The 23,638-nt window shown below is 62.9% G+C and carries 18 protein-coding genes and 1 tRNA gene; 5 read left to right on the top strand and 14 right to left on the bottom strand.

What is annotated here, in order from left to right:
- The first annotated feature begins 54 nt into the window (after window positions 1-54).
- Entirely contained in the window at window positions 55-450 is a 396-nt protein-coding gene (locus WDS16_RS05580; RefSeq protein WP_338891122.1) for a globin, read from the top strand.
- A 3-nt stretch (window positions 451-453) separates the two neighbouring features.
- Here WDS16_RS05580 and WDS16_RS05575 read toward each other — a convergent pair whose 3' ends face one another.
- Window positions 454-915: a cupin domain-containing protein gene (locus tag WDS16_RS05575; protein WP_338891120.1), complete on the bottom strand. Its 462-nt coding sequence runs from the start codon at window positions 913-915 to the stop codon at window positions 454-456.
- Between the two features lie 405 nt (window positions 916-1,320).
- On the opposite strand from WDS16_RS05575, the gene WDS16_RS05570 reads away from it, so the two are divergent.
- Entirely contained in the window at window positions 1,321-2,928 is a 1,608-nt protein-coding gene (locus WDS16_RS05570) for an alpha-amylase family glycosyl hydrolase (protein ID WP_338891119.1), read from the top strand.
- Window positions 2,929-2,932: 4 nt separating this feature from the next.
- Here the strand turns inward: WDS16_RS05570 and WDS16_RS05565 are convergent, their stop codons facing one another.
- From WDS16_RS05565 to WDS16_RS05530, 8 genes are all read right to left on the bottom strand, one after another.
- Window positions 2,933-3,619: a hypothetical protein gene (locus WDS16_RS05565; RefSeq protein ID WP_338891117.1), complete on the bottom strand. Its 687-nt coding sequence runs from the start codon at window positions 3,617-3,619 to the stop codon at window positions 2,933-2,935.
- Complete coding sequence (locus tag WDS16_RS05560; RefSeq protein WP_338891116.1) at window positions 3,612-4,076, bottom strand: acyl-CoA thioesterase; 465 nt, start codon at window positions 4,074-4,076, stop codon at window positions 3,612-3,614. The genes WDS16_RS05565 and WDS16_RS05560 overlap by 8 nt, the downstream gene beginning before the upstream one ends.
- A 44-nt stretch (window positions 4,077-4,120) precedes the next feature.
- Window positions 4,121-8,980 carry an NAD-glutamate dehydrogenase gene (locus WDS16_RS05555; RefSeq protein WP_338891115.1) on the bottom strand — a complete coding sequence of 1,620 codons (4,860 nt, stop codon included), beginning with the start codon at window positions 8,978-8,980 and terminating at the stop codon, window positions 4,121-4,123.
- A gap of 121 nt (window positions 8,981-9,101) precedes the next feature.
- Complete coding sequence (locus WDS16_RS05550; RefSeq protein ID WP_338891114.1) at window positions 9,102-9,521, bottom strand: acyl-CoA thioesterase; 420 nt, start codon at window positions 9,519-9,521, stop codon at window positions 9,102-9,104.
- A gap of 4 nt (window positions 9,522-9,525) precedes the next feature.
- On the bottom strand, window positions 9,526-11,205 hold the full coding sequence (ettA, locus tag WDS16_RS05545) for an energy-dependent translational throttle protein EttA (protein ID WP_338891113.1): 1,680 nt from the start codon (window positions 11,203-11,205) through the stop codon (window positions 9,526-9,528).
- A gap of 102 nt (window positions 11,206-11,307) precedes the next feature.
- Window positions 11,308-12,471, bottom strand: coding sequence for a lipase family protein (locus tag WDS16_RS05540; protein ID WP_338891112.1), 1,164 nt, complete (start codon window positions 12,469-12,471; stop codon window positions 11,308-11,310).
- 82 nt (window positions 12,472-12,553) lie between these two features.
- Window positions 12,554-13,063, bottom strand: coding sequence for a single-stranded DNA-binding protein (gene ssb, locus WDS16_RS05535; RefSeq protein WP_338891110.1), 510 nt, complete (start codon window positions 13,061-13,063; stop codon window positions 12,554-12,556).
- 216 nt (window positions 13,064-13,279) lie between these two features.
- Window positions 13,280-15,091 (bottom strand): ABC transporter ATP-binding protein, encoded by a 1,812-nt coding sequence (locus WDS16_RS05530; RefSeq protein ID WP_422395814.1) that lies wholly within the window; start codon window positions 15,089-15,091, stop codon window positions 13,280-13,282.
- Between the two features lie 103 nt (window positions 15,092-15,194).
- Here WDS16_RS05530 and WDS16_RS05525 point away from each other — a divergent pair, with 103 nt between their 5' ends.
- Window positions 15,195-15,620 (top strand): MarR family transcriptional regulator, encoded by a 426-nt coding sequence (locus tag WDS16_RS05525; protein ID WP_338891108.1) that lies wholly within the window; start codon window positions 15,195-15,197, stop codon window positions 15,618-15,620.
- Window positions 15,621-15,630: 10 nt separating this feature from the next.
- Here the strand turns inward: WDS16_RS05525 and WDS16_RS05520 are convergent, their stop codons facing one another.
- The 4 genes from WDS16_RS05520 to WDS16_RS05505 all read right to left on the bottom strand — a co-directional run bounded on the left by WDS16_RS05520 (window position 15,631) and on the right by WDS16_RS05505 (window position 21,160).
- Window positions 15,631-17,664 (bottom strand): cytochrome c oxidase assembly protein, encoded by a 2,034-nt coding sequence (locus tag WDS16_RS05520; protein WP_338891106.1) that lies wholly within the window; start codon window positions 17,662-17,664, stop codon window positions 15,631-15,633.
- A 92-nt stretch (window positions 17,665-17,756) separates the two neighbouring features.
- Window positions 17,757-18,875, bottom strand: coding sequence for an XdhC family protein (locus tag WDS16_RS05515; protein WP_338891104.1), 1,119 nt, complete (start codon window positions 18,873-18,875; stop codon window positions 17,757-17,759).
- A gap of 60 nt (window positions 18,876-18,935) precedes the next feature.
- Window positions 18,936-20,039, bottom strand: a complete 1,104-nt coding sequence (locus WDS16_RS05510) for a hypothetical protein (RefSeq protein WP_338891102.1) — start codon at window positions 20,037-20,039, stop codon at window positions 18,936-18,938.
- Window positions 20,036-21,160: a hypothetical protein gene (locus tag WDS16_RS05505; protein ID WP_338891100.1), complete on the bottom strand. Its 1,125-nt coding sequence runs from the start codon at window positions 21,158-21,160 to the stop codon at window positions 20,036-20,038. The genes WDS16_RS05510 and WDS16_RS05505 overlap by 4 nt, the downstream gene beginning before the upstream one ends.
- A 232-nt stretch (window positions 21,161-21,392) precedes the next feature.
- Between WDS16_RS05505 and WDS16_RS05500 the strand changes: the two genes are divergently transcribed.
- On the top strand, window positions 21,393-22,031 hold the full coding sequence (locus WDS16_RS05500) for a cutinase family protein (protein ID WP_338891098.1): 639 nt from the start codon (window positions 21,393-21,395) through the stop codon (window positions 22,029-22,031).
- Window positions 22,032-22,108: 77 nt separating this feature from the next.
- Here WDS16_RS05500 and WDS16_RS05495 read toward each other — a convergent pair.
- A tRNA-Arg gene (locus tag WDS16_RS05495) sits at window positions 22,109-22,181 on the bottom strand.
- A gap of 164 nt (window positions 22,182-22,345) precedes the next feature.
- Here WDS16_RS05495 and WDS16_RS05490 point away from each other — a divergent pair.
- Window positions 22,346-23,488 (top strand): N(5)-(carboxyethyl)ornithine synthase, encoded by a 1,143-nt coding sequence (locus WDS16_RS05490; RefSeq protein WP_338891096.1) that lies wholly within the window; start codon window positions 22,346-22,348, stop codon window positions 23,486-23,488.
- Window positions 23,489-23,638 lie beyond the last annotated feature (150 nt).

Raw genomic sequence — 23,638 nt, 5'->3', positions numbered from 1 at the left:
TCGTACCGGCCGTGTAGTTCCCTGTTCGACAATTGCGACTGGAGAGAAAAGACGATGACCGAACCGCAGCAGACCTTCTATGACGCGGTCGGCGGCGCGGACACGTTCCACAAGCTCACGGCCAAGTTCTACGAGGAAGTGGCCAAGGACGAGATTGTTCGACCGCTGTATCCGGAGGAAGACCTGGCACCCGCCGAAAGGCGAATGCGGATGTTCCTCGAACAGTACTGGGGCGGTCCCCGCACGTACTCCGACGAGCGCGGACACCCCCGTCTCCGCATGCGACATGCGGGCTTTCAGATTGGTCCGATCGAACGCGACGCGTGGTTACGATGCATGCACATCGCCATCGCGTCGATCGACGACACGGTTCTCGATGAGACTCACCGCGCGCAGCTGGTCGACTACATGGAGATGGCAGCGAATTCGATGGTGAACTCGGCCTTCTGAGCGTCAGAGGCCTGACGGCACCGGCTCTTTCCGCCCGAGCCCCTTGGCCCGACGAAGAGCACCACGCACGTTGCCGGAGAACTTCAGAGCGAGCAGCAGCGAGGGCGGGAGGTGCTGGCGCAGTATTGCGTGCTTGCGCACGTAGTTTTCGACGTGCCATTCCGACCATGTACTGGCACGAAACAGGGCCGCGTCGCCCGCGACAAGCGTCCGCGCAGGATGATCGTCCGAGGACACAGTCACCGAGCCGTCCATGATGTGCACAATTTCGTCGACGGCGAAGAACCACCGGAACCGGCCCGCTGTGCAATCCCAGACGTTCGTGGTGGTGGTTCCATCCACACTGCGTGACCACTCGGCCATGCGGGCCTCCGGTTCACCGTCGAGGATCCAGTCCGGGTTGATGGGACTGGGCTGCAGCATCACTTCACTCAGGCGTACTGCCTCGATCGACTGTTCGGTCATTGTCTGTCGTACCCCTCGCTCCGGTTTCGTCCGAAACGGTACCTCATCTTTCGGACAAAGCGACTGTTTTTCCGTGCAAAACCGGCAGCGCGGTGTGTAATTGCGCACTTTTCAGCGCAGGCGTGCGTTGCAACCTGCGCACCCGCTGCAACCTGCGCTTTCGTCGCTCGAAGTGACCGAATGAGTCATTCGGTCTCAACCCCAGCCCAGCGCGCACTTTTCAGCGCAGGCACGCGTTGCAACCTGCGCACCCGCTGCAACCTGCGCTTTCGTCGCTCGAAGTGACCGAATGAGTCATTCGGTACGGCACGAGCCCTACGAGCACCATCCAGCCCGCTCGAACACCGAGGTCGCTCCGCCCATCCGAAGGCGTGACGAACATCAAGACGGTCCCTCATCGAGGCAATGGGTGATCGTTTGGCAGACTTGGCCACTGTGGCCGACCGACTCGAAACCGAACCATGGTGGAAAGATGCTGTCTTCTACCAGATCTACCCGCGTTCGTTTGCAGATTCCAACGGTGACGGCGTCGGTGACCTGGGCGGAGTACGCGACAAGCTCGGCTACCTCGAGTTGCTCGGTATCGATGCGATCTGGTTGAGCCCCGTGATGCGCTCGCCCATGGCCGATCACGGATACGACGTGTCGGATCCGCGCGCGATCGATCCACTGTTCGGCGACCTCGACGTCATGGACGCACTGATCGAGGAAGCGCATGCGCGCGACATCAAGGTCACGATGGACCTGGTTCCGAACCACACCAGCGATCAGCACCCGTGGTTCGTGGCCGCGCTCGCAGCGGCGCCGGGTAGCCCCGAGCGCGCGCGGTACATCTTTCGCGACGGCACCGGGCCCGACGGCGGCGAGCCGCCGAACAACTGGCCGAGCATCTTCGGCGGTCCGGCGTGGACACGAGTACGCGAGTCCGACGGGTCCCTGGGTCAGTGGTACCTACACATCTTCACCGCCGAGCAGCCCGATCTGAACTGGGACAATCCGGAAGTATTCGAGGATCTGACGAAGACACTTCGGTTCTGGCTCGATCGGGGCGTCGACGGTTTTCGTATCGACGTCGCTCACGGGATGGCCAAACCTGCGGGCCTGCCTGACATGAATCTCGAGCTCAACGCTCTGATGAGGAACGACGACGACGATCCGCGATTCAACAACGACGCGGTACACACTATTCACCGCGGAATTCGGAAGGTGATGGACGAGTACGAGCACTCGACCACCGTCGGGGAAATCTGGGTACAGGACAACGAGAAATTCAGCGAGTACATCCGACCCGACGAGTTGCATCTCGGCTTCAACTTCCGCTTGGCCGAGGCCGCATTCGACGCCGTGGCGATACGCGACGCGGTGTCCAACTCACTCGACGCAGTGTCGCGGGTGGATGGGACACCGACGTGGACGCTCTCCAACCACGACGTCGTGCGTGAAGTCACCCGCTACGGCGGTGGCAAGCGCGGAACAGCCAGGGCGCGGGCGATGATTCTGCTCGAATTGGCGCTTCCGGGTGCAGTATTCGTCTACAACGGCGCAGAGCTCGGTCTGCCGAACGCCGATCTACCCGACTCCGCTCTGCAGGATCCGGTCTGGGAGCGCTCGGATCACACCGAACGCGGCCGTGACGGTTGCCGAGTGCCGCTGCCGTGGGAAGGCTCGACACCTCCGTTCGGCTTCAGTACATCTGCCGACACTTGGCTGCCGATGCCCGCGGAGTGGGCGTCGCTGACGGTCGAGGAGCAACTGGAAGACGTCGATTCGATGCTCAGCCTGTACCGTTCGGCGTTCGAACTTCGAGCGTTGCGACCGGAGTTCGCCGGTCCGGGCCTCGATTGGTACGGGAGCCCTCCCGGTTGTCTTGCGTTCCGTCGACGCGGCGGACTGATCTGCGCACTCAACGCGACCGACGTACCCATACCGCTGCCTCCTGGCGAGCTGCTGATGTCGAGCGCCCCCGTGGTGGACGGCCAGTTGCCTGCCGACGCCGCAGCGTGGCTGGTCTGAGCCCTCAGCGCTCGACAGTCAACGAAAGCGGATTCCCACGTCGGCTGAACACCGAGCCGTAGCGGGCGTCGAGCCGCAACCACACCTTCGTTGCACGTACCCGCACGATTTCGTCCGCATCGATACGAGTGAGATCGACGGTTGCCGTCAACGGGTCTTGACCCGTGTGCGGAACGAAACCCATTGCGGTGAGGGCGAATACCGTCCTCATCGTGATCGACACTCCGTTGGCACCACCGTCGACGTGCAGGACCTCCTGATCGAGCAACGACACCGGTGGTCCGTGACTGCTTCCGTGCTCCTTGGCCAGCACTGCTCCGCGCTGCGCCAGATCGATCAGAACCCGAGCGGGCACGTCGTCGACGTGCTCGAAACCGTGCTCAGGCGGAAGCGCGCCGCGCCACGCAGAATCCATCGAGAAACCCGGATCCACTGCACCGTCGACGACGGAGGCGAGCGCCGCGAGCAACTGATCGGCGGCAGCGGACGTGTCGTCGGGTGAAATCGACCCTGACACGACCCGAACGGCAAGGGCGTCGAACCCCGTCGATGCCCACACCGCGAGTCTGCCGTCCGATCTCGTACGCATCCGCACGACCGCAGCATCGTCGAGCCTCACCGCCTTGCTCAGGAAGGCAGTGAGGTTTTCGCGTTCCACCGCGTCCGGAACGGTGAGGACTCGTTCAAACACGCTGCCAGCTCTGAAGGTATTCGCGTTCCTCGGCGGTGAGCCGCCGTAGCCGCTGCGCGTCGATATCGAACGCGGCGATCTGCGTCGACGCGACGATCGCCGCGGGCGTATCCAAGGACTGTCCTTTCGCACGAACCTCGTACCCGGCGACGAAGTCGACTGCCCGCACCTTGTCGACCCACATGAACACGTCCAGCGGCCCGTCCTCATGACGAAGCTGTCCGCGATATTTCACGTGTAGGTCGGCGATCACCGCCCCGTGGCGCAGATTCGCAGTCGGCTTGCCGTCGATCAGGAGCCACGGTATCCGCGCCTCCTCGAGCAGTGTCACCATGCGGGCATGGTTGATGTGCTGGTAGACGTCCATGTCCGACCAGCGCACTTCGACGCTGGTATGAAAACCGATGCGGCTCTCCGGATCTCGCCTATCGGACAGGTGGTCGGTAGGGACACTCACTACAGATGTCTCCTTTCGTTCGCGGTCGGAGTTTTTCGAGAACTCTAGGGAACCATGCTGCGAACCTGGCGTGCAGCGACGGACAGTGTCGCCAGATCCAGGGTGCCGGAATCGGCGATCTCGCCGAGCGCCGCACGGGCCCGGGCCAGCCGCGACGCATTGGTCGTTTCCCACTCCGCGATCTTCTCGGCCGCGCTCTCGTGCGGTTCACCTCCGAGTAGAACTTCCTTGGTGATCGCGCGTAGCGATGAATACAGGTCGTCGCGCAACGCCAGACGCGCCAGCGAATGCCAGCGATCCCCTCGTGCCAGTCCGGACACCGAGGTCAGCAGCCAGTCGACACCGATGTGTGCATCGAGTGCGAAATACAGTTCCGCAACTTCGTCCGGTTCGTGGTCGGTGATGTCCGCGACATCGATGACGTCGAGAAGGCAGAACACGTCGAGCAGCCGATACACCTTCGAAGCAAGCGCTCTCGGAGCGCCCCTGCTGACCGAGGACTCGACACGGCCGTCGAGATCTCGCGCTTGGTGACCGTCGATCCATCCTCCGACCAGGCCACTGAGTGCCGCGACTTTGCCTGCGTATCTGCTGATTTCGGCGCCCACTGCAAGCGGCTGCGGCCGATTTGTCAGCAGCCAACGGGCCACCCGATCGAGAACCCTCCTGGACTCGAGGAGCAATTCGTCCGACGACGCAGTGGGAATACCCGCCGATCGTATGTCCTCCCAGAGGTTTTCGAGGTCGAAGATCGCCGTCGCAGCAGCGAAAGCACGCACGGCATCGGTACCGGTGGCGCCGGCGTCCTCGGCCAATCGGTAGACGTAGGTGATCCCGCCTCGGTCGACGGTTTCGTTCGTCAGCGTCGTCGCCACCAGTTGCCGACGAAGCGCGTGCGAGGTGATCGCGTCGCGAAACGGCTCGCGTAGTGGCGCTGGGAAATACTTCGGCAATCTCGGAGCGAACGCGTCACTGTCGGGAAGCTCGCTGGCCAGAAGATCGCTCTCCAAACTCAGCTTCACATGCGCCATCAGTGTTGCGAGTTCGGGGGACGTCAGTCCGCGGCCCTCGCCTTTCCTCTTGCGGATCTCGGCTTTGCTCGGCAGAGCCTCGAGTTCGCGGTCCAAACCACGCCGAGCTTCCAGGTCGTCGATGACCCGGCCGTGGACAGTGAGCAACGCAGACGCATCGGACCGCGACGTGCCGAGCAGTTCGTTCTGCATGAAGTTGTCCCGCAGCACCAAGCGTCCGACCTCGTCGGTCATCGATGCGAGCAGCTGGTCGCGATCGCCGCGATCGAGCGTACCGTCGGCGATTGCTGCTTCCAGCAGAATCTTGATGTTGACCTCGTGGTCCGAGCAATCGACACCGGCCGAGTTGTCGACGGCGTCGGTGTTGATTCGCCCGCCGGACATGTCGTACTCGATTCGGCCGAGTGCCGTGGCACCCAAGTTGCCGCCCTCGCCCACCACCGTTGCTCTGATCTCGTTGCCGTTCACCCGAACAGCATCGTTCGACTTGTCCCCCACCTCGGCGTTCGATTCGCTCGACGCCTTGATGTAGGTCCCGATCCCGCCGTTCCACAACAGGTCAGCAGGTGCCATCAGAATGGCTCGGACGAGCGCGGGCGGCGACAACGACGTGACGCTCTCGCCCAGCCCGAGGGACGCACGGGCCTGGGGACTGATCGGAATCGATTTGACGGTCTTGTCCCACACCCCGCCGCCGGCGGAGATCAGTGAGGTGTCGTAGTCCGCCCACGACGACCGAGGCAGCGCGAACAACCGCTCACGTTCGGCGTATGCGCGCGGCCGGTTCGGGTTCGGGTCCAGAAAGATGTGTCGGTGATCGAACGCCGCGACGAGCCCGATGTGCCTGCTCAGCAGCATTCCGTTGCCGAAGACATCGCCACTCATGTCGCCGACACCGACGACCGTGAAATCCTGGGTCTGCGTGTCGACCCCAATCTCACGGAAGTGGCGTTTGACGCTCTCCCACGCACCCTTGGCGGTGATCCCCATTGCTTTGTGGTCGTAGCCTGCTGATCCGCCCGAGGCGAAGGCGTCTCCCAGCCAGAAACCGTATTCTGCGGCAACCGAATTGGCCATGTCCGAGAAGGTCGCGGTGCCTTTGTCCGCGGCGACGACGAGATAGGTGTCGTCACCGTCACGGCGAACGACCCGCTCGGGAGGGATGACGGACCCACTCGCTCGATCCAGATTGTCGGTCACGTCCAACAGACCCGCGATGAACAACCGGTAGCAGGCCTGGCCCTCCTGTGCCGTCGCGCTCCGATCCGCCGCCGCATCGCCCGTCACTGCGGGAGGCCGTTTGACGACGAATCCACCCTTGGCCCCCACCGGCACGATGACGGCATTCTTGACCATCTGCGCCTTGGCCAATCCGAGGACTTCTGTTCGGAAATCCTCACGACGGTCGGACCATCGCAATCCGCCTCGAGCGACCTCACCGAAACGCAGATGCACGCCCTCGACCCGAGGTGAGTACACGAAGATCTCGAACGTCGGTTTGGGCTTGGGCAATTCGGCGATCTGCTGCGGATCGAACTTGAGCGAGAGGAATTCGCGGCCGGTACCGGAGCTGTCGACGACGTAGTAGTTGGTCCTCAGCGTTGCGCGGATCAGTTCGAAGATCGCGCGCAGAATACGATCGGCATCGAGGCTGATCACCTCGTCGATCAGGGACCTCAACTCGGCATCGAGTGCATCGGACCGTTCGTCGGAGGCGCGCTCCGGGTCGAACTGCGCTTCGAACAATCCCACCAACAGCCGTGAGGTGCGCGGATGGGCCAGCAACACCCCTTCGATGTTGAACTGACTGTAAGGGAAAGCTGCCTGCCGCAGGTACTTTGCGTATGCCCGCAAAATCTGCGCCTGACGCCAATCCAGTCCGGCACGCATGACGAGCTCGTTGAACCTGTCTGCCTCTGCGCGCGCCTCCCACACTGCAGTGAACGCGTCGGTGAATCGAAGTTGTACGCGGGACTCGCGATCCGCCGAACCTGCGGCCTGCAATTCCGAATCCAGGTCTCCGTCGATCGCCGCCAACAACATCTCGCGCGATGCCGAGACTCCGAAATCGTATATCCAGCATTGCATTCCGTCCGGCCGAACAACCGGGTACGGCCGCTCGTCGTCCACCTCCACCCCGAGGCTCTGCAGAACCGGAAGGACCTGACTCAGGGACACCCCGCGTCCTCCGATGTACAGGCTGAACCGCCAGCTTCCGACCTCCGAATCGACATTTCGGTACAGCTGCATGTCGATGGCGCCGTCCGCCAGCTTCTCGAACCGTGCAATGTCGGACACGGCGCGCTCAGGGCCGAAGTCCTGCTTGTAGGCCTCCGGTAGGGCTTCTGCGTATCGCGAGGCGACTACGGAGTCGATAGCCTCGTTCTGTGAGACTGCTTCGGCAAGACCGTCTTCCCACGTTCTGATCGCCTCGGTGAGCAAGGATTCGATCCGAGCAATGTTGCTCCGCGAGAGATCCACCGTATCCGAACGGTCCTGATCGCGTCGCACCGTCACATGCAGCAGAGCGAGGTCCGATTCGGTCACGCGGGCGGTGTAGTCGATGCCCGAACCATGCAGTTCTGCCAGCAGGCGATTCTGGACTGCCAGCCGCACACGCGTCGTGTACCGGTCTCGGGGCAGGTACACCAACGCCGACACGAAGGCCCCGCCCGAATCCTCGCGGAGAAATATCTTCACTTTGCGCTTGCGGCCCAGGGCCAGCACGGCGGTCGCAGTCTCGTACAGCGCATCGACGCCGGTGGCGAACAGTTCCGAGCGCGGCATCGACTGAAGAACTTCGAGCATCGCCTGGCCGGAGAAGGATCCGAGGTCGTAGCCTGCGCGATCGATCACCGACCGCACCCGCCGTTCGATGACGGGAATATCGAGGACGTTCTCGTGTAGTGCCGTCACGGTGAATACCCCGACGAAACGGTGCTCCCCCAGTTCGGGCGCAGCGGAATCGAACAGTGTCACGAAGTAGGGGTAGACCGCGCGATGCACCGTCGCCGGGCTCGATCCCTGTGTGAGGGTGACAAGTTCCGTGTGGTCGTCCAAGGTCCACGAATCGGAGACACCCTGACGCTCCTGCCTCAATACGCCGAGACCACTGCCCTCCTCGGGCGCTGCCGTCACGGCACCGTCAGAGGACCTCGTCACGGTGTAGCGGCGATACCCGAGCAGTGTGTAGTGGCCGTCGGCGAGCCACCTCAGCAAGTCGGCTGCATCGCGCAGTTCGGCGGCAGCGCTCCCCTCTCGTTCGGCTGCCGCGTTCTCGAGAGTGTGCGCGACGGTCGTCTGGTTCTCCCGCATCGCGTCGGTGTCCCCGACGACTTCGCGGACGTCGGTCAACACTCGCGAAATCGCATCTTCGATCGAGTCGCGAACAGAGTTCGACACCGCAGGGTTGAGCTGCAGATGCATCCAGGATTCACGGATGGTTCCGGGCGTCGAACGCCCGTTTCCCGGCCCTACGTTTTCCAGCTTGCCGTTCACATCCCGCGATACGGACAGGATCGGGTGAACGATCTCGGTGACGTCGACACCGAGTCTCGACAGCTGTGACACGACCGACTCGACGAGCAGAGGCATGTCATCGGTGACGATCTGCAGCGCGAACCCCGCCGCGGTATTCGCGCCGTCGCCGTCGGGAACATGCAACCGCACGTTGGCCTGGCCTGGTTGTCGCAACGCTCCGAGTTGCAGGTGCAATCGGAACATCGTCTGTTCAGGCGCGACGACCGTGCCGTCGAGATCGGCGAGGTCGACGTGCGCAAAATATGCCGATCTCACCTCCGGCAACTTGGAGGAGAGCTCCCCCGGCAGTTCGTTCGTCCAGTCGATGTCCGTCGTACCCGCCGAGTTCGGCATGTGTTGAACCACTCCCTTGTGAGGATGATCGCGCCTGACGTGTGTTCGGCAGGCTCTTGACGACGAGACTAACGCCGGAACTGCTTCACAGGTGGCCAGCTGGGCCATCTGTCTGTCGACGTCACGACTGACCGGTGTCGGGGTACTCGGCAAGAACTGTCTTTTCCCGCTCGGTGAGCGCTCGAGACGCCTGCGTATCGAGATCGAACGCCACCATCACTGCCGAGGCGTCGGCGCACAACGAGCCGTTTCTGTCGCGCACGCGATGTCGAACGTCGAACGACGTTCGACCGATACGAGAGACCGCCACCTCGATGAGCAAGGGACCCGATTCGTCGAAAATGGGACGCAAGAAGTCGACGGTCAGCTTTCGCACGACTGTCGCTCCCCTGCTCCCCTCTGCTTCCATCAGGACCTGCGTGATGAAGAGTGCCCGCGCTTCCTGCAGATACTCGACGAATCGGGTGTTGTTCACGTGCCCGAGTCGGTCCGAGTCACCCCACCGAACTTGGAGGAGATGCTCGAATTTCTTACCGGTCAAGAACTCAGTCCCTGGTCAGCTTGCGGTGCGTGACGCGGTGAGGTCGAGCAGCATCCGGTCCGAGCCGCTCCACCTTGTTGGCCTCGTAGCCTTCGAAGTTTCCTTCGTACCAGTACCAGGCCGCTTCGTTGTCGCCGAAGCCACCTTCCCACGCCAGAATGTGAGTACAGGTCCGGTCGAGGAACCACCGGTCGTGCGAGATGACCACGGCGCAACCGGGGAACTCTTCCAGCGCGTTCTCGAGCGATCCGAGAGTCTCGACGTCGAGGTCGTTGGTCGGCTCATCGAGCAGGATCAAGTTTCCACCCTGCTTGAGCGTCATCGCCAGGTTGAGGCGGTTGCGCTCACCACCGGACAACACTCCGGCCGGCTTCTGCTGGTCGTGGCCCTTGAATCCGAACGAGCTGATGTACGCCCGCGACGGGAACTCGGAACTACCGACGGTGATGAAGTCGAGTCCCTCGGACACCGTCTCCCACACGGTCTTCTTCGGGTCGATTCCCGATCGGTTCTGGTCGACGTAGCTGAGTTGGACCGTCTGGCCGATCTTGACCTCGCCGCCGTCCGGTTCCTCGAGGCCGACGATCGTCTTGAACAGCGTCGTCTTACCGACACCGTTGGGTCCGATCACGCCGACGATGCCGTTGCGGGGCAACGTGAACGACAGGTCCTTGATCAGTACGCGGCCGTCGTATCCCTTGTCGAGGCTCTTGACCTCGACGACGACGTCACCCAATCTCGGCGGATTCGGGATCTGGATCTCGTCGAAGTCCAACTTCCTGGTCTTCTCGGCTTCCGCCACCATCTCGTCGTAGCGGGCCAGACGCGACTTGCTCTTCGCCTGACGTGCCTTGGCGCCGGACCGAACCCAGGCGAGCTCGTCCTTGAGACGCTTCTGCAGCTTCTGGTCCTTCTTGCCCGAGACCTCGAGGCGTGCAGCCTTCTGCTCCAGGTATGTCGAGTAGTTGCCCTCGTAAGCGTGGAGTCGACCGCGGTCGACCTCACAGATCCACTGTGCGACGTGATCGAGGAAGTACCGATCGTGAGTCACGGCGAGAATCGCGCCGGCGTACGCAGCGAGGTGCTGCTCGAGCCACAACACCGATTCGGCGTCGAGGTGGTTGGTGGGCTCATCGAGGAGGAGCAGATCCGGCTTGCTGAGCAACAGCTTGCAGAGCGCGACGCGGCGCTTCTCGCCACCGGACAGATTGGTCACCGGAGACTCGGGTGGCGGGCAGCGTAGGGCGTCCATCGCCTGTTCGAGCTGGGAGTCGATCTCCCAGGCGTCGGCGTGGTCGAGCTTCTCCTGGAGTTCGCCCATCTCCTCCATGAGTTCGTCGGAGTAGTCGGTTGCCATCAGCTCGGCGATCTCGTTGTACCGCTTGAGCTGGACCATCGTGTCGCCGAGACCGTCCTCGACGTTCTCGCGAACTGTCTTGGCGTCGTCGAGGACCGGTTCCTGCATGAGGATGCCGACCGAGGCGCCGGGATCGAGGAACGCCTCACCGTTTCCGGGTTGATCGATCCCCGCCATGATTTTCAGGATGCTGGACTTGCCGGCGCCGTTGGGGCCGACGACACCGATCTTGGCTCCTGGGTAGAAGCTCATCGTGACGTCGTCGAGGATGACCTTGTCGCCGTGCGCCTTGCGCACCTTCTTCATGGTGTAAATGAATTCCGCCATGCGGGCCAGCTTATCGGTCGGCGGCCCTGCCGACACCATCGCCCGAATCGCAGGCGGATGCCCCTGTCCTCGAAGTCGGCCCGCCCGGCTTTCAGGCGACCGCTAGCCCGCTGCGATCGGGTCGAGCAGGCGGTGGACGAACGGCGTGGAGTCGACCGTGGACGCAATCATCGTCCCCTCGTGGCCGATGAATTCACCGCCCGAGAACAGGTAGGGGATGTAGGTGACGTCCTGGCCGTTGTGGAGCAAACCGGCCAAGAGTGGCACCGACAGAGGTGACGGAACCATCGTGTCGATGACGCCTTGCCCGATGAAGATCGGCCTGTCGTATCCGTCGACAGGCACCGCGAGGTACTGCGTCAACGCATCGAACATCTCGGTTCCGGCTATCGGGCGGGCCAGCAGTGCGCCCACCGACCCGTGGTGCGTGCGCAGATCTCCCGGGCAGGTGCTCTCGACGCCATCCACCTCGGCCCGGCCGAGCGGCGTCAGGTAGCTGTCGACGTCCAGGTCCGGCTGCGATTGACGAAGTCCTGCCAATACGTAGGTAGCGAAGACATCGAGGCCGTCCAGACCTAGATCCGGAAGGAACGGCCCACCCAGTTGGAACGCGTACTCGAGGTTGGACGGTGCGCCGGTGGCCACCGCCCCGCGATAGTCGAGCTCCGGCGCATAGCTGGTTGCGATGTGTGCGGCATGGAGTACTGCATGGCCACCTTGAGATTGACCGATCGCCAGCCATCGATCCGCCAGTGTGGGCTCGACCGCACGCGCAGCGCGGACCATGTCGATCACGTTGCGGGCCGCCGACGACTTCTCGAGATACGCGTGCGCCCCGGGAGTTCCCAGCCCGGCGTAGTCGGTAGCGACGATGGCATATCCCTCGGACAACCAATGGGTGAGGTAGTCACGGGTGCGGCCCTCGTACGGGGTACGCGAGGGCGCACACTGATCTCCGACGCCGACTGTTCCGTGTGCCCATGACACGACCGGCCAGCCACCAGCGGGGGGCTCACCGGAAGGGACGAACACGGCTCCGGAGCTGAGCGCAGGGTCCTCGGTGGGGCCTGCCGACCAGTAGGTGATCCGGTGCGCCCCAGCGGTTCCGGGCAGACCGAAATCAGCAGCAAGCGGTTCCGCCGTTACGACGGTGCCCGGCACGGTGTCGACGGAATCAGGCTGCTGCGCGGTTGCAACTCCGGCAGTAGGGATCCCGATGAGGAGCGCCATCACCAGAGTCGTCCATGCACGTGATCCGCCTCGCATGCGATCACGATAGCGATGCGCATCGAGCGATGCCGAACCCGAGCCACAGTTGTTCGGGCCCGGCATACACTCCCCTGGCCTGCTAGACGGCCACGCCGACCGTCTCGGTGGTGTCGGACTCGATGTTGTGGGAGTCGATGGTGTCGGGCTCGGTGGAGTCGTCCGTGTCGTCGAACACGTCGTTCGCTTCGTCCATCTGATCGGTCGAATCCACCTGAGAGACCGGCACAGGACGTCCGCGCTCGAGCTTGACGATGCAGCGAGCGAGGTCCGGTCCGATCGCGCTCGCCGTCATCTCGACCCCGGATCGTTCGACACCTTCTCGTGTCGTGTACTCGTTGGTCTTCAATTGGCCATATGCGATGACCGGGTCGCCTTTCATCAGCGAACCACCGACGCCCTTGACCAGTCGGCGCCAACACGTCACCGTCAGGAACAGTGTTCCGCCATCCGTCCATTCCCCTGTGTTTCGGTCCTGTCGGCGAGCGTTGCTTGCCATCCGGAAGTTCAGCACTTCCTCTCCGGACGGCGTCTGCCGCTTGATCGGATTGGTGATGACGGTTCCCACCACTGCACATTGCGCTTCGTACATCTTCTGCCCCTTTGTCGTCGAGTGAACGAGTCGTCGGGTGACACGAGTCATTCGGTGAAACGGGCCGGCATCGCCGATCCGATGAGCCAAGTGTCTCGTGAAACGACGGCCTGAAATGGTGCCGATCGACATCTGTGGATGAACCGGTTTGCTGTGGATAACCCTGTTCCGGAGGAAGATTCGAGCGCGAGTGCGTCGGTGGGTTGTGCTAGGGCGCTACGCCGCGATCCGATCTGTGGTCGCGTTCGCTTCCGACGCGCGAATCAGCTCCGCATAGTGACCGTCGAGCGCCATCAGCTCGTCGTGGGTACCTGTTTCGAGAACGCGACCGCTGCCGAGAACGGCGATTCTGTCTGCCGATCGCACAGTCGAGAGCCGGTGTGCGATGAGGATTGTCGTGCGGCCGGCCATGAGCTCGTCGAGTGCATCCTGCAGCGCACGCTCGGTCCTGTTGTCGAGCGCACTGGTTGCCTCGTCGAGAACGAGCACCGGCGGGTTGCGCAGGACAGTCCTGGCGATCGCGAGCCGCTGCTTCTCGCCGCCGGAGAAGCGGTAGCCGCGCTCGCCCACGAGCGTGTCGTATCCGTCGTCCAACGCCGTGACGAAGTCGTGGATCTGTGCGATTCGCGCAGCATTTTCGATCTCCGCATCCGTCGCATCCGGTTTGGCGAACCTCAAGTTCTCGCGGATCGTTGCATGAAAGAGGTAGGTCTCCTGCGAGACGACACCGACGAGATCGGCGACCGTCGTGGTCTCCAGATCCCGAAGGTCGACTCCGTCGATGGTGATTCGCCCCGACGTCGGATCATGCAGCCTGGCAGCGAGATATCCCAGGGTCGTCTTGCCGGAACCGGTCGCACCGACGAGCGCCAAGGTGCTGCCTGCGGGAACGACGAGGTCGATATTTCTCAGTGTCGGAACAGTCGCCTCAGCGTAGGAGAAGTCGACATGGTCGAACTCGACATCGCCGCGTACGTCCGTGCGTGAGAGCGCCGTCGGGTCGAGCGGTTCGGCGATGTCGATCGGTAGATCCAGATACTCGAAGACCCGTCCGAACAGCGCCAGTGAGCTCTGGACTTCGACACCCGTGCCGAGCAGCTGCATGGTCGGCCGGAACAACTGGGTCTGCAATGTCGTGAAAGCGACGAGTGTTCCCACGGTGAGTGCACTGCCGTTTCCGATGGTGACGCCGGCGAACCAGTAGACGAGAGCGGGCATGATCGCGAAGCTGATCTGCATGCTGGCCATGCGCCACTTTCCCGCCATCATCGCTTTCAGCTCGACGTCGGCGACTTCGTCGGATCGTGCTGCGAAGCGATCGGTGAGTACGTGCGCGGATCCAGTGGTCTTGCCGAGCAGAATCCCGCTGACCGACAGCGATTCCTCGATCTGAACCGACAACTCCCCCAGCAGCTTCTGCCGCGTGGTGGAAATCCTGCGACGTTCGTTGCCGATCCGGCGTGCAATCCTGACGAAGACCGGCAGGATGGCGAGCGAGAACAAGGCCAGGCGCCAGTCGAGCAGGAACAGAGCGACCACGGTGGCGGCCACGGTCGTAGCATTCTGGGCGATCGAGGTCGCGGTGTTGGTGACCACCGATTGCATTCCGCCGATGTCGTTGGCAATGCGTGATTGCACCTCACCGGTGCGGGTTCGGGCGAAGAAGCCGAGCGATTGCTTCTGCAGGTGGCTGTACACGGCGACTCGAAGATCGTGCATGAGCTTCTGACCGACACCGTTGGACATCCAGGTCTGTACCACGCCGAGAGCATTGGTGATGATGGCGACTGCAATCATGCCCACCGCGATCAGCGTGACGAGTGTGACGTCGCGATCAGGGATGGCATGGTCGAGCAGTTCACGGAGAAGAAGGGGCGAAGCGAGCGCGATGATCGCGCTGAAGACGATGATGGCGGAGACCGCGGCGATTCGCGCGCGGTACGGATGGAAGAGTGCGAGAACTCGGCCGACTGGTGCTGGATCGGCGGCGGGTGCCGGCTTACTCGTGCGAGACGCAGATTCGGTGATGTTGTCGAGTGGGCTTTCCAAGTAGACCTCCAGGTTCGATGAACGACATAAAGCAGAGGTTACCTCATTATGAGGTACCGCGCAATGCAGCTATGCTGCTGTCATGCACACGGGAGACAGCCCGAATCTCGCCGACTCGTTCATGGCTGTTGCGAGACGGATACGCCACATACACATGGGCGCGCTCGAGCCGTTCGGTCTCAATCCGTCCCAAAGTCGGGCACTGCACGTTCTCGCTCGAGAAGAGCGTCCGATGCGACTCCGCGCGCTCGCCGACCACCTACGCATCGTCGCTCGCTCGGCCACGGACATCGTCGACTCCCTCGAAGCCGCGAATCTCGTCACCCGCGAAGACGATCCAGCGGACCGCCGGGCGGTTCTCGTATCACTGACCGACGAAGGCCGCACTCGACTGGACGCGATCGATTCTGCTCGCCGCGCTGTCGCGTCCGAATTGTTCGACAACCTCGACTCCGCCGAACGCGCCGAACTGCAGCGCATCCTCGGAAAGATCACGACCGAGAGATGACGGCTCCCGGCTACCGCTCCCCTTCGCGATCTCGACGGGCCAACTCGGCGAACATTGCGTTGTGCGCTGCGAGGTCCGCGTCGTGGTCACGATCAGCAGCCCGGTCCGTCCGCTGTGCGTTCCGATCGTCGCTGCGCGACCACTGAATCAGGAGCGCAAGCATGACGAGCACGAGCGGAATTTCGCCCGTCGCCCACGCGATGCCACCGCCCAGCTTCTGATCCCCCATCAGATCGCCGTTCCAGTCGAGGCCGAGTGTGCGGTAGTACCAACCGCCCATCACGGTGTTCATGCTCATCAATGCGACACCGAAGAACGCATGGAACGGCAGCGATCCGAACACCATGGCCAACTTGGTGATCGGTTCGATGTGACGCGGAGACGGATCGACGCCGATGACCACCCAGTAGAAGAGGTATCCACTGAGAATGAAGTGCGCATTCATCAATAGGTGCGCGGTGTGGTTGTCCAGAATCGCACCGAAGACTCCGCCCAGGTACAACGCGTAGAAACCACCGACGAACAACACTGCTGCGACGATCGGGTGCGTGAGGAATCTCGATACCGGGCTGTGCAGAGCTTGTAGCAGCCACTCACGTGGTCCGGGCACGCCGCTCTTGCCCGCCGCGGGTAGTGCCCGCAACGCGAGAGTGAGCGCTCCGCCGAGGGCGAGCAGAACGGGCACCAGCATCGACAGAGCCATGTGCGCGCCCATATGCACGCTGAACACCGCCGGCGAATACTTCCCGACGCCCGAGGAGGTCGCAACCAACATGGTCACGCATCCCAACACGAATGCCACTGTCCGGCCGACCGGCCACGAGTCGCCTCGTTTGTGGAGTCGACGAACTCCGAGCAGGTAGACCACGGCCAGAACGATCGACGCAGTCCCGAAGATGAGGTCGAACCGCCAGTCGAACATCAGGCGTGCAAGAGTCGGCGGCCCATCGAGGTCGTACCCGAGTGCCGCCTCGGTCAGCGACAGGTCAGGGTTCACATTGGACGGTGGCGGTGTACGTCCGAGTCCGACGGCCAATCCGATGGTGGCTGCCATGACCAGAACTTCGCCGCCGGCGAACCGGATGAGTGCGCCACGCGATTCGGGGTTCGCAGCGAGCGCAGGCAGTGATCGCCGCCGCTGCATCCATCCGAAGAGACCGAGGACGACGAGTGCAACGATCTTCCCCAGGATCAACCGTCCGTACAAGGTTCCGAACAAGTCCGAGACCGATACCCTGACGAGAGCGTTGATCACTCCGGACGCTGCCATGACCACGAAACACACGGTCGCGATCGACGAGAACCGCCTCGTCGCCACGTCCGTATAGGCACCTCGGCGACGTGCGTGCGCGAGCACCGCGAACAGGCCACCCGCCCAGAGCGTCGCGGCCGTCAAATGCAAGATCAGACTGTTGGTCGCGACGTCGTGGGATCCCCCCGAGGACGAGTGCCCGGTCACCGCGATCGGCATCAGCGTGCCGAGCGCGAACACCAGGAGCAGGGGGGTCCACGACCACCGCAACACCGCACGCGAGGCAATCGCGAGAACGACCGCGAGGATTGCCGTCCAACGCCAGGCGCTCGCGATTTCCACCTGGTCCAGAGCTACCCACAGATTGCTGGGTTGGATCGCCACGGTGAACGGCTGGCCGGACGTGTCCGACAGCGTGAGGGGAACCAGAACCAACGCACACGCTGCCCACACGATCACAGCTACCGATCCTGTTCGCACAGCTCGATAGCCGTCTACGTCGAGCACGCCACTCTTCTGCGGCGGAACCAGAAATGCAGCGAGAAGGAAGGAGCCGATGGCGATCGACACAGCGATTTCACCGATGGCGCGCACCGCAGGCAGGCCGTAGGTCGTTGCCGGGCCGGGGTCGGGAATACCGAGCAGGACCAGGGCGTCCGACGCGGACAGGCTGATGATGAGAGCAGCGACGACGGCCGCGATCAGACCCGCCGTCGCGAACACGGACGTCGACGCCGTGGGCGCGGGCTCAGTCGACGACGGTTCGATTGTCCCCACATCAGGTGCTGCCATGACAACCAGAGTAAGAGGTGTCTGGACTGGTGGGATACGCAGCATCCCGTAGTCCTACAGGTCGTCGTAGATGATGTGGTGTTGCACACCCGTCAATCGTGGTGGATGCGGCCTTGCTGACCGGCGAGCGGCTCACCTGATCCGCCCCATCGCCTCGCGACGATTTCCGCGGCGATGGACACCGCAGTCTCCTGCGGTGTGCGCGCCCCCAGGTCGAGCCCGATGGGACTCGACATACGGGCGAGTTCTACGTCGGTGAGACCGGCCTCCTTCAACCGCGCAACTCGGTCCTCGTGCGTTCGACGTGAGCCCATGGCTCCGACAAATGCGAAGTGCTCCTGGCGGAGCGCGATATCGAGTAGCGGCACGTCGAATTTCGGATCGTGTGTCAGTACACACACGATCGTGCGGTCGTCCAATGCCCCGGCGGCCAGTTGCTCAGCGAGATAGCGGTGGGGCCAATCGACGACGACGTCAGCTGCGGACGGAAACCGCTGCGACGTCGCGAATACCCCGCGTGCGTCACACACGGTCACTCGATAGCCGAGGAATGTCCCCTGCTCCGCGACGGCCGCTGCGAAGTCGATGGCCCCGAACACCAGCATCCGCGGCCGCGGCGCATAGGTGGAGACGAAGACGTCCATTCCGTCGCCGAGGCGCTCACCGTCGGGGCCATAAGTGAGCATTGCCGATCGTCCGGAGGCAAGGAGCCCACGAGCGTCGTCGACGACGGCTGCGTCGCAGCGCGGAGACCCCGTCGACCCAGAGGAATCCGTTTCGCCGAGCACGATATGCATGCCGACACGCTCCACGTCTCGATGACGCACCACTGTCGCGACGGCGATCGGACGATCGGTGGCGATGGCTTCGGCTACGGTTTCCAACTCCGGAAACGTTGACTGCGATACGGATTCGACGAACACGTCGAGTGTTCCGCCACAGGTGAGGCCGACTGCGAACGCGTCGTCGTCGCTGACGCCGTACCGTTCGAGCACTGGAATACCGTTGGCCGAGACTTCGGTTGCGACCTCGTACACGGTGCCTTCTACGCACCCGCCGGAGACCGAGCCATGGACCGAGCCATCGGGGGCCACCATCATCGATGCCCCCGCCGGGCGGGGTGCGGAGTGGAAGGTGCGAACGACAGTTGCCAGGCCTGCCGAACCTCCGGCACGCCACACCGCTACCAGATCATCGAGGACGTCGCGCATGCATCATCCTCTCACTCTGAATGTGCGTTGCGCCTACCGGCTGTGTCGCGCGGGTGGGAGCTACACCAATCCTTTCGGGTAGTTCAGCGCCAGCCCTGTCTCCCCGACGCCGAGTTCGAGGATCGCCCACTGATGCGGGTCGATGACGAGGAGTCCGTGATTGGAGATGATCAACGACGTTCCCCGAAATGCCACCGATGCGGGGGTCGAGTACGGGATCGAGCGGGTGACGCGCTCGACGACGGCCGGCAAGTCCGCAACCACTGAACCCGTCATCGGATCGACCACCTGGATCGAGTTGTCGAAGGGGTTCGAGATCGGCAGGTATATGCGACCACTGGATCCGATGGCCAACCCGTCGGCCTGGCCGACGACCGCCACCTTCTCGAGCGGACCGGGTGAACCGTTGGAATTCAGCGCGATTCGGTAGACGACGCCACGGAAGATGGAGGTGATGTCCGGGGTCAGCGACACCGTGACGACGAAATTCAGCCGGCCTTCTGCGTCGAATTGCATACCGTTGAGGCTGTAGATCGACGCGAAATCAGCATTCTGATACCAGATTTCGGCCGCACCACCGCCCGCTGGCACTTTCCAGATGGTGGCCTGATTCAGGTCGCTGACGTACATGGTTCCGTCGGGCGCGAAGGTCGCCCAGTTCGGCCAGGCCGGTCTATCGACGGGCGACGGTTCGCACGGAATGCCCGCTCCCCCCTCACAGGTCGGGAGATTCGCAAATGTCGCGTAGACCGTGTGCACTCCGGTCGCCGGATCGATACGGACTGCCCGCGCACCCGAGTAGTCGAGGGCGTACACCCGACCGTCCCCGTCGAGAGTGATCCCGTTGACGCCGTGTTCGGCAGGTACGTGATCCTCCAAGGAGTACGTCTCGAGCAGACGACCGTCGGCATCCCAATGCCACACGTCCGCGGACGAATTAGGCCGGTTCGACCCCGACCACATGCTGCCGTCCTCGGGATCGACTGCGATTCCCTCGGGCTGCCCGGGCAGCGGAACCACAGCAATGTCCCTGGTTTGCCCGTATTCGAGGGGAACGTCTACCGCGACCGGCTCGGCCACTGCCCCGGGTGCGGCTACGACCGCGCCCGAGATGCAGCTTGCCACCAATGCCAGAACGAGAACCCCGGTCCGACGTCCGGTCATCGAGGGGTGATGGGACCGAGGAACGACGTCGTCCAGATCGCCGAATTGGCAGATCCTGCTGCGTCGTTCGTCGGAACTAGACCGTTGAGCGTCACCTGTCCACCGGTCAGACCGAGCGCGGGCTGTGGCGGCAAGGTGAAGCCGCAGGACTGTTGCACGGTGCCTGGCTCGATCGCCAGCTCGGTGCGACGGCATTGCCCGGTGGACGTCGCCGTGAGCGCAGGCGTAACGCCGTAGCTCGTGATGCTCAGTGATGCACCGAAGTCCGGAGACGATGGATTCTGGTAGCAGATCGACGCCGAAGCGGAGACGTCCGCGGAGGGCTCGGTCGATGCCGCACCGGTTGCGGCGTCGACGGACACGGCGTGAATCTCGGTTGTGCGCACACCACCCGGGCATGCAGGAGTGCTTCCGGTCGAGACCGAGTTCACTTCGCGCCCGACGCTGTACTTCACCGAACCTGTCGGCTGCGGCGTTCCTGCAACAGGTTCGGGAACAGGAGCAGTGCCCTCACCGAGGGTGTACAGGGTCCACATCGACCCGGTGCGACCGTCCGGCAGACGAAGAGGGTTGGCGATCGAGTTGCTGGTCGCGACGCCGTCGGTGACCCCGGAATCATTGGGATTCACTCGCAGAACACAATCGACGGCTGCGCGTCCAGGGGAACCGATCATGAACTCGAGCCCGCACGGCCCGTACATGGATAGTTTGCCCAGGCCGGGAGCAGTGAGCGCGCCCCACTGATCGAGAAAGGCCTGACCATCGATGATCGGACCGTCGCACACGTAGATCGGTCCAACGTTCTGTGCAGTGGGGTTCACCAGGAAACCCGTCGACGGATCGTTGGTGAAGGTGTACATCCGCGCGTCGAGACGCTCGACCACGGTCAACGAGCGCGGGGAGCCGAAGTAGTCGTTGCACGCGGCGTTGTCCGACGCGGAGGGACGCTGACCGCTGTCGACGGTACGGAAGACACTGAAGCTACCCGGCCCGTCCTCGATGGACCCCATGAGTGTCGCTGGCGCCGGGCTCGGCGCAGGATCCGCCGATGCAGTCGCAATCGGACACAACGCAACCGCCGACGCAAACACCACGACGCTGCGCAACCACTGTTTCGACACTTGTATCCCCCGAAAAATTTGGATCCGCAATTGGTGCAGATCGGACTCACCCCGGTGAGGAGAGTAGCGCAACAGGCGTTGAGAAGCGATACTCTGGGAGGTCGCATCGGGCAGGGATTTCAACCACAGTTCCAGGATCAGTCGTGGGTCATTGCTGCGCTCCGCCCGGCCGACGCAGTTAAGGTTCGACAGGCATAGTCACCCATCGAGGAGTAGCTCTATGAACAAGCGTATGACCGCTTATACAGTTGCAGCACTGGCTGTTTCCGCATTTTTCGTGGCACAACCGTCGGGCATCGCGAACGCTGCCCCGTGTTCGGACGTCGACGTGTCGTTCGCCCGCGGAACCGGTGAATTCCCCGGCTTGGGCATCACCGGCACACCGTTCGTCGATCGGTTGAAGTCCGAGCTGTCGGACCGGTCGGTCAGCACCTATGCCGTGAATTACGCGGCGGACTTCACTCAGGCCAGCGCCGGCCCCGGATCACGTGACCTCGTTGCACACATGACGTCGGTTGCCGCCTCCTGCCCGTCGACAACGTTCGTGATTGCGGGCTATTCGCAAGGAGCCACCGTCGTGACCAACGCTGTGGGCGTGCGGACCACCAGCAGCATCACCGGTGCCGTCATTCCCGCCGACATCGCCGACCGCGTCGACGCAGTTGTCGTGTTCGGCAATCCGATCGGACTCCGTGGCAGCAAGCTCGAGACGGCCAGCAGCACTTACGGCTCGCGCGCACTCAGCTTCTGCAACTTCGGCGATCCAGTGTGCCAGATCGGCGGCTTCAACAGCTTCGCACACCTCCAGTACGGAACGAACGGCTCCACAACCCAGGGCGCACAGTTCGCGGCGTCGCAGGTACGTGGCTGAACCGCTAACGAACCAGGCGGGGCACTCCACAGTCGGACCTGCGCCTCGCGGCGCAGGTCCGACTGCGACCACTTCGGTGCCCCCGGCAGGATTCGAACCTGCGACCAAGGGATTAGAAGGCCCTTGCTCTATCCCCTGAGCTACGGAGGCTTTGCTCGTGCGGGGCGCAGGCCACGTTCGAGCACGGTGAACGAGTGTACCCGCTGGACCGACATGGCCTCGGGAAGGGCGTTCGAGCGGGCGTACGCAGCGGCTCGAGCGGGATCTTGCGGCTGCTCAGGTGTGGTTGACTGAACTCAACCGAAGGGGCCACTGTGCACCAGCTCACCCTCGGCGTCACGTCACGGTCATCCAAGCCGAACGAACGCCGCCTCCCGATTCACCCGCTACACATCGGGCGCATACCTCACGACATCCGAGACCGAGTCTATTTCGAGACCGGCTACGGACAACCCTTCGGAATCTCCGATGATCACATCGCATCGTTGACAGCAGGCATCCGATCACGACAGCAATTGATCGACGATTGTGACGTCATTCTGCTTCCCAAGCCGCAGGCCAGCGACCTCGAGTCGCTGCGGGCCGGTCAGATCCTGTGGGGTTGGCCCCACTGTGTTCAGGACTACGAGCTTACGCAGATCGCTATCGATCGCCGGTTGACACTCGTTGCATTCGAAGCGATGAACCATTGGAGCCCGGAAGGTGCCTTCAATCTTCATGTGTTCCACAAGAACAACGAACTCGCCGGGTACTGCTCGGTTCTCCATGCGCTGCAACTGATCGGATCCACTGGAGATTACGGTCGACGACTTCGGGCGGCCGTCATCGGATTCGGCGCCACAGCCCGCGGGGCCGTGACTGCACTCAACGCCCACGGAATTCACGAAGTCGACGTGCTCACTCAGCGGGGCGTCACCGCGGTCAGCTCACCGATCCACTCGGCCAGGATCGTCAATTTCGACCTCGATGGGGAGAACCCGCGGCGCAGTCGCGCATTGACCGACACCGGACGTGTACCTCTGTCCGAGTTCCTGGGAGATCACGACATTATCGTCAACTGCGTTCTGCAGGATACGAATTCGCCACTGACGTTCCTGGTGAACGACGATCTGCCCTCTATCGCCCCGGGAACCCTGATCGTCGATGTGTCGTGCGACGAGGGCATGGGCTTCGAATGGGCAAAGCCCACATCGTTCACCGAGCCGATGTTCACCGTCGGTGACAACGTCCGGTACTACGCGGTCGATCACAGCCCGTCCTACCTGTGGGACTCGGCAACCTGGGAGATCAGCGAGTCACTGCTTCCATTCATACGCACCGTCCTCGGCGGACCGGAAGCCTGGGGCACCAGCGACACCATCGAAAGGTCGATCGAGGTGCGCGAAGGCACTGTTGTCAACCCGAACATCCTCGCATTCCAGCACCGAAATTCGGAGTACCCACACCTCACGGCATAGCCGCATCGCCTAAATGCGTTGACTGTCAGTGCTTTACGCACATCGCCCGCCGAAGGTGTCCCATATCACAACGGAAGCCGTTGATTTTGTAAGCACTCACAGCCGCTGATGGTTGTGCCCCACCAACCCCCTGCTGCACGCTGATTCGAA

It is taken from the genome of Rhodococcus sovatensis (assembly GCF_037327425.1).
Lineage (GTDB): Bacteria > Actinomycetota > Actinomycetes > Mycobacteriales > Mycobacteriaceae > Rhodococcoides > Rhodococcoides sovatense.
Note: the sequence above shows the minus strand (reverse complement) of the source record. Positions and strands in the feature narration are given on the sequence as shown.

What these genes read in the sequence shown, in the direction of transcription:
- WDS16_RS05555 (WP_338891115.1), bottom strand. Translation starts at nt 8,980, where the DNA reads ATGCCGAACTCGGCGGGTACGACGGACATCGACTGGACGAACGAACTG.
- WDS16_RS05515 (WP_338891104.1), bottom strand. Translation starts at nt 18,875, where the DNA reads ATGCGCGACGTCCTCGATGATCTGGTAGCGGTGTGGCGTGCCGGAGGT.
- WDS16_RS05510 (WP_338891102.1), bottom strand. Translation starts at nt 20,039, where the DNA reads ATGACCGGACGTCGGACCGGGGTTCTCGTTCTGGCATTGGTGGCAAGC.
- WDS16_RS05580 (WP_338891122.1), top strand. Translation starts at nt 55, where the DNA reads ATGACCGAACCGCAGCAGACCTTCTATGACGCGGTCGGCGGCGCGGAC.
- WDS16_RS05525 (WP_338891108.1), top strand. Translation starts at nt 15,195, where the DNA reads ATGCACACGGGAGACAGCCCGAATCTCGCCGACTCGTTCATGGCTGTT.
- WDS16_RS05540 (WP_338891112.1), bottom strand. Translation starts at nt 12,471, where the DNA reads ATGCGAGGCGGATCACGTGCATGGACGACTCTGGTGATGGCGCTCCTC.
- WDS16_RS05520 (WP_338891106.1), bottom strand. Translation starts at nt 17,664, where the DNA reads ATGGCAGCACCTGATGTGGGGACAATCGAACCGTCGTCGACTGAGCCC.
- ssb (WP_338891110.1), bottom strand. Translation starts at nt 13,063, where the DNA reads ATGTACGAAGCGCAATGTGCAGTGGTGGGAACCGTCATCACCAATCCG.
- WDS16_RS05575 (WP_338891120.1), bottom strand. Translation starts at nt 915, where the DNA reads ATGACCGAACAGTCGATCGAGGCAGTACGCCTGAGTGAAGTGATGCTG.
- ettA (WP_338891113.1), bottom strand. Translation starts at nt 11,205, where the DNA reads ATGGCGGAATTCATTTACACCATGAAGAAGGTGCGCAAGGCGCACGGC.
- WDS16_RS05570 (WP_338891119.1), top strand. Translation starts at nt 1,321, where the DNA reads ATGGGTGATCGTTTGGCAGACTTGGCCACTGTGGCCGACCGACTCGAA.
- WDS16_RS05500 (WP_338891098.1), top strand. Translation starts at nt 21,393, where the DNA reads ATGACCGCTTATACAGTTGCAGCACTGGCTGTTTCCGCATTTTTCGTG.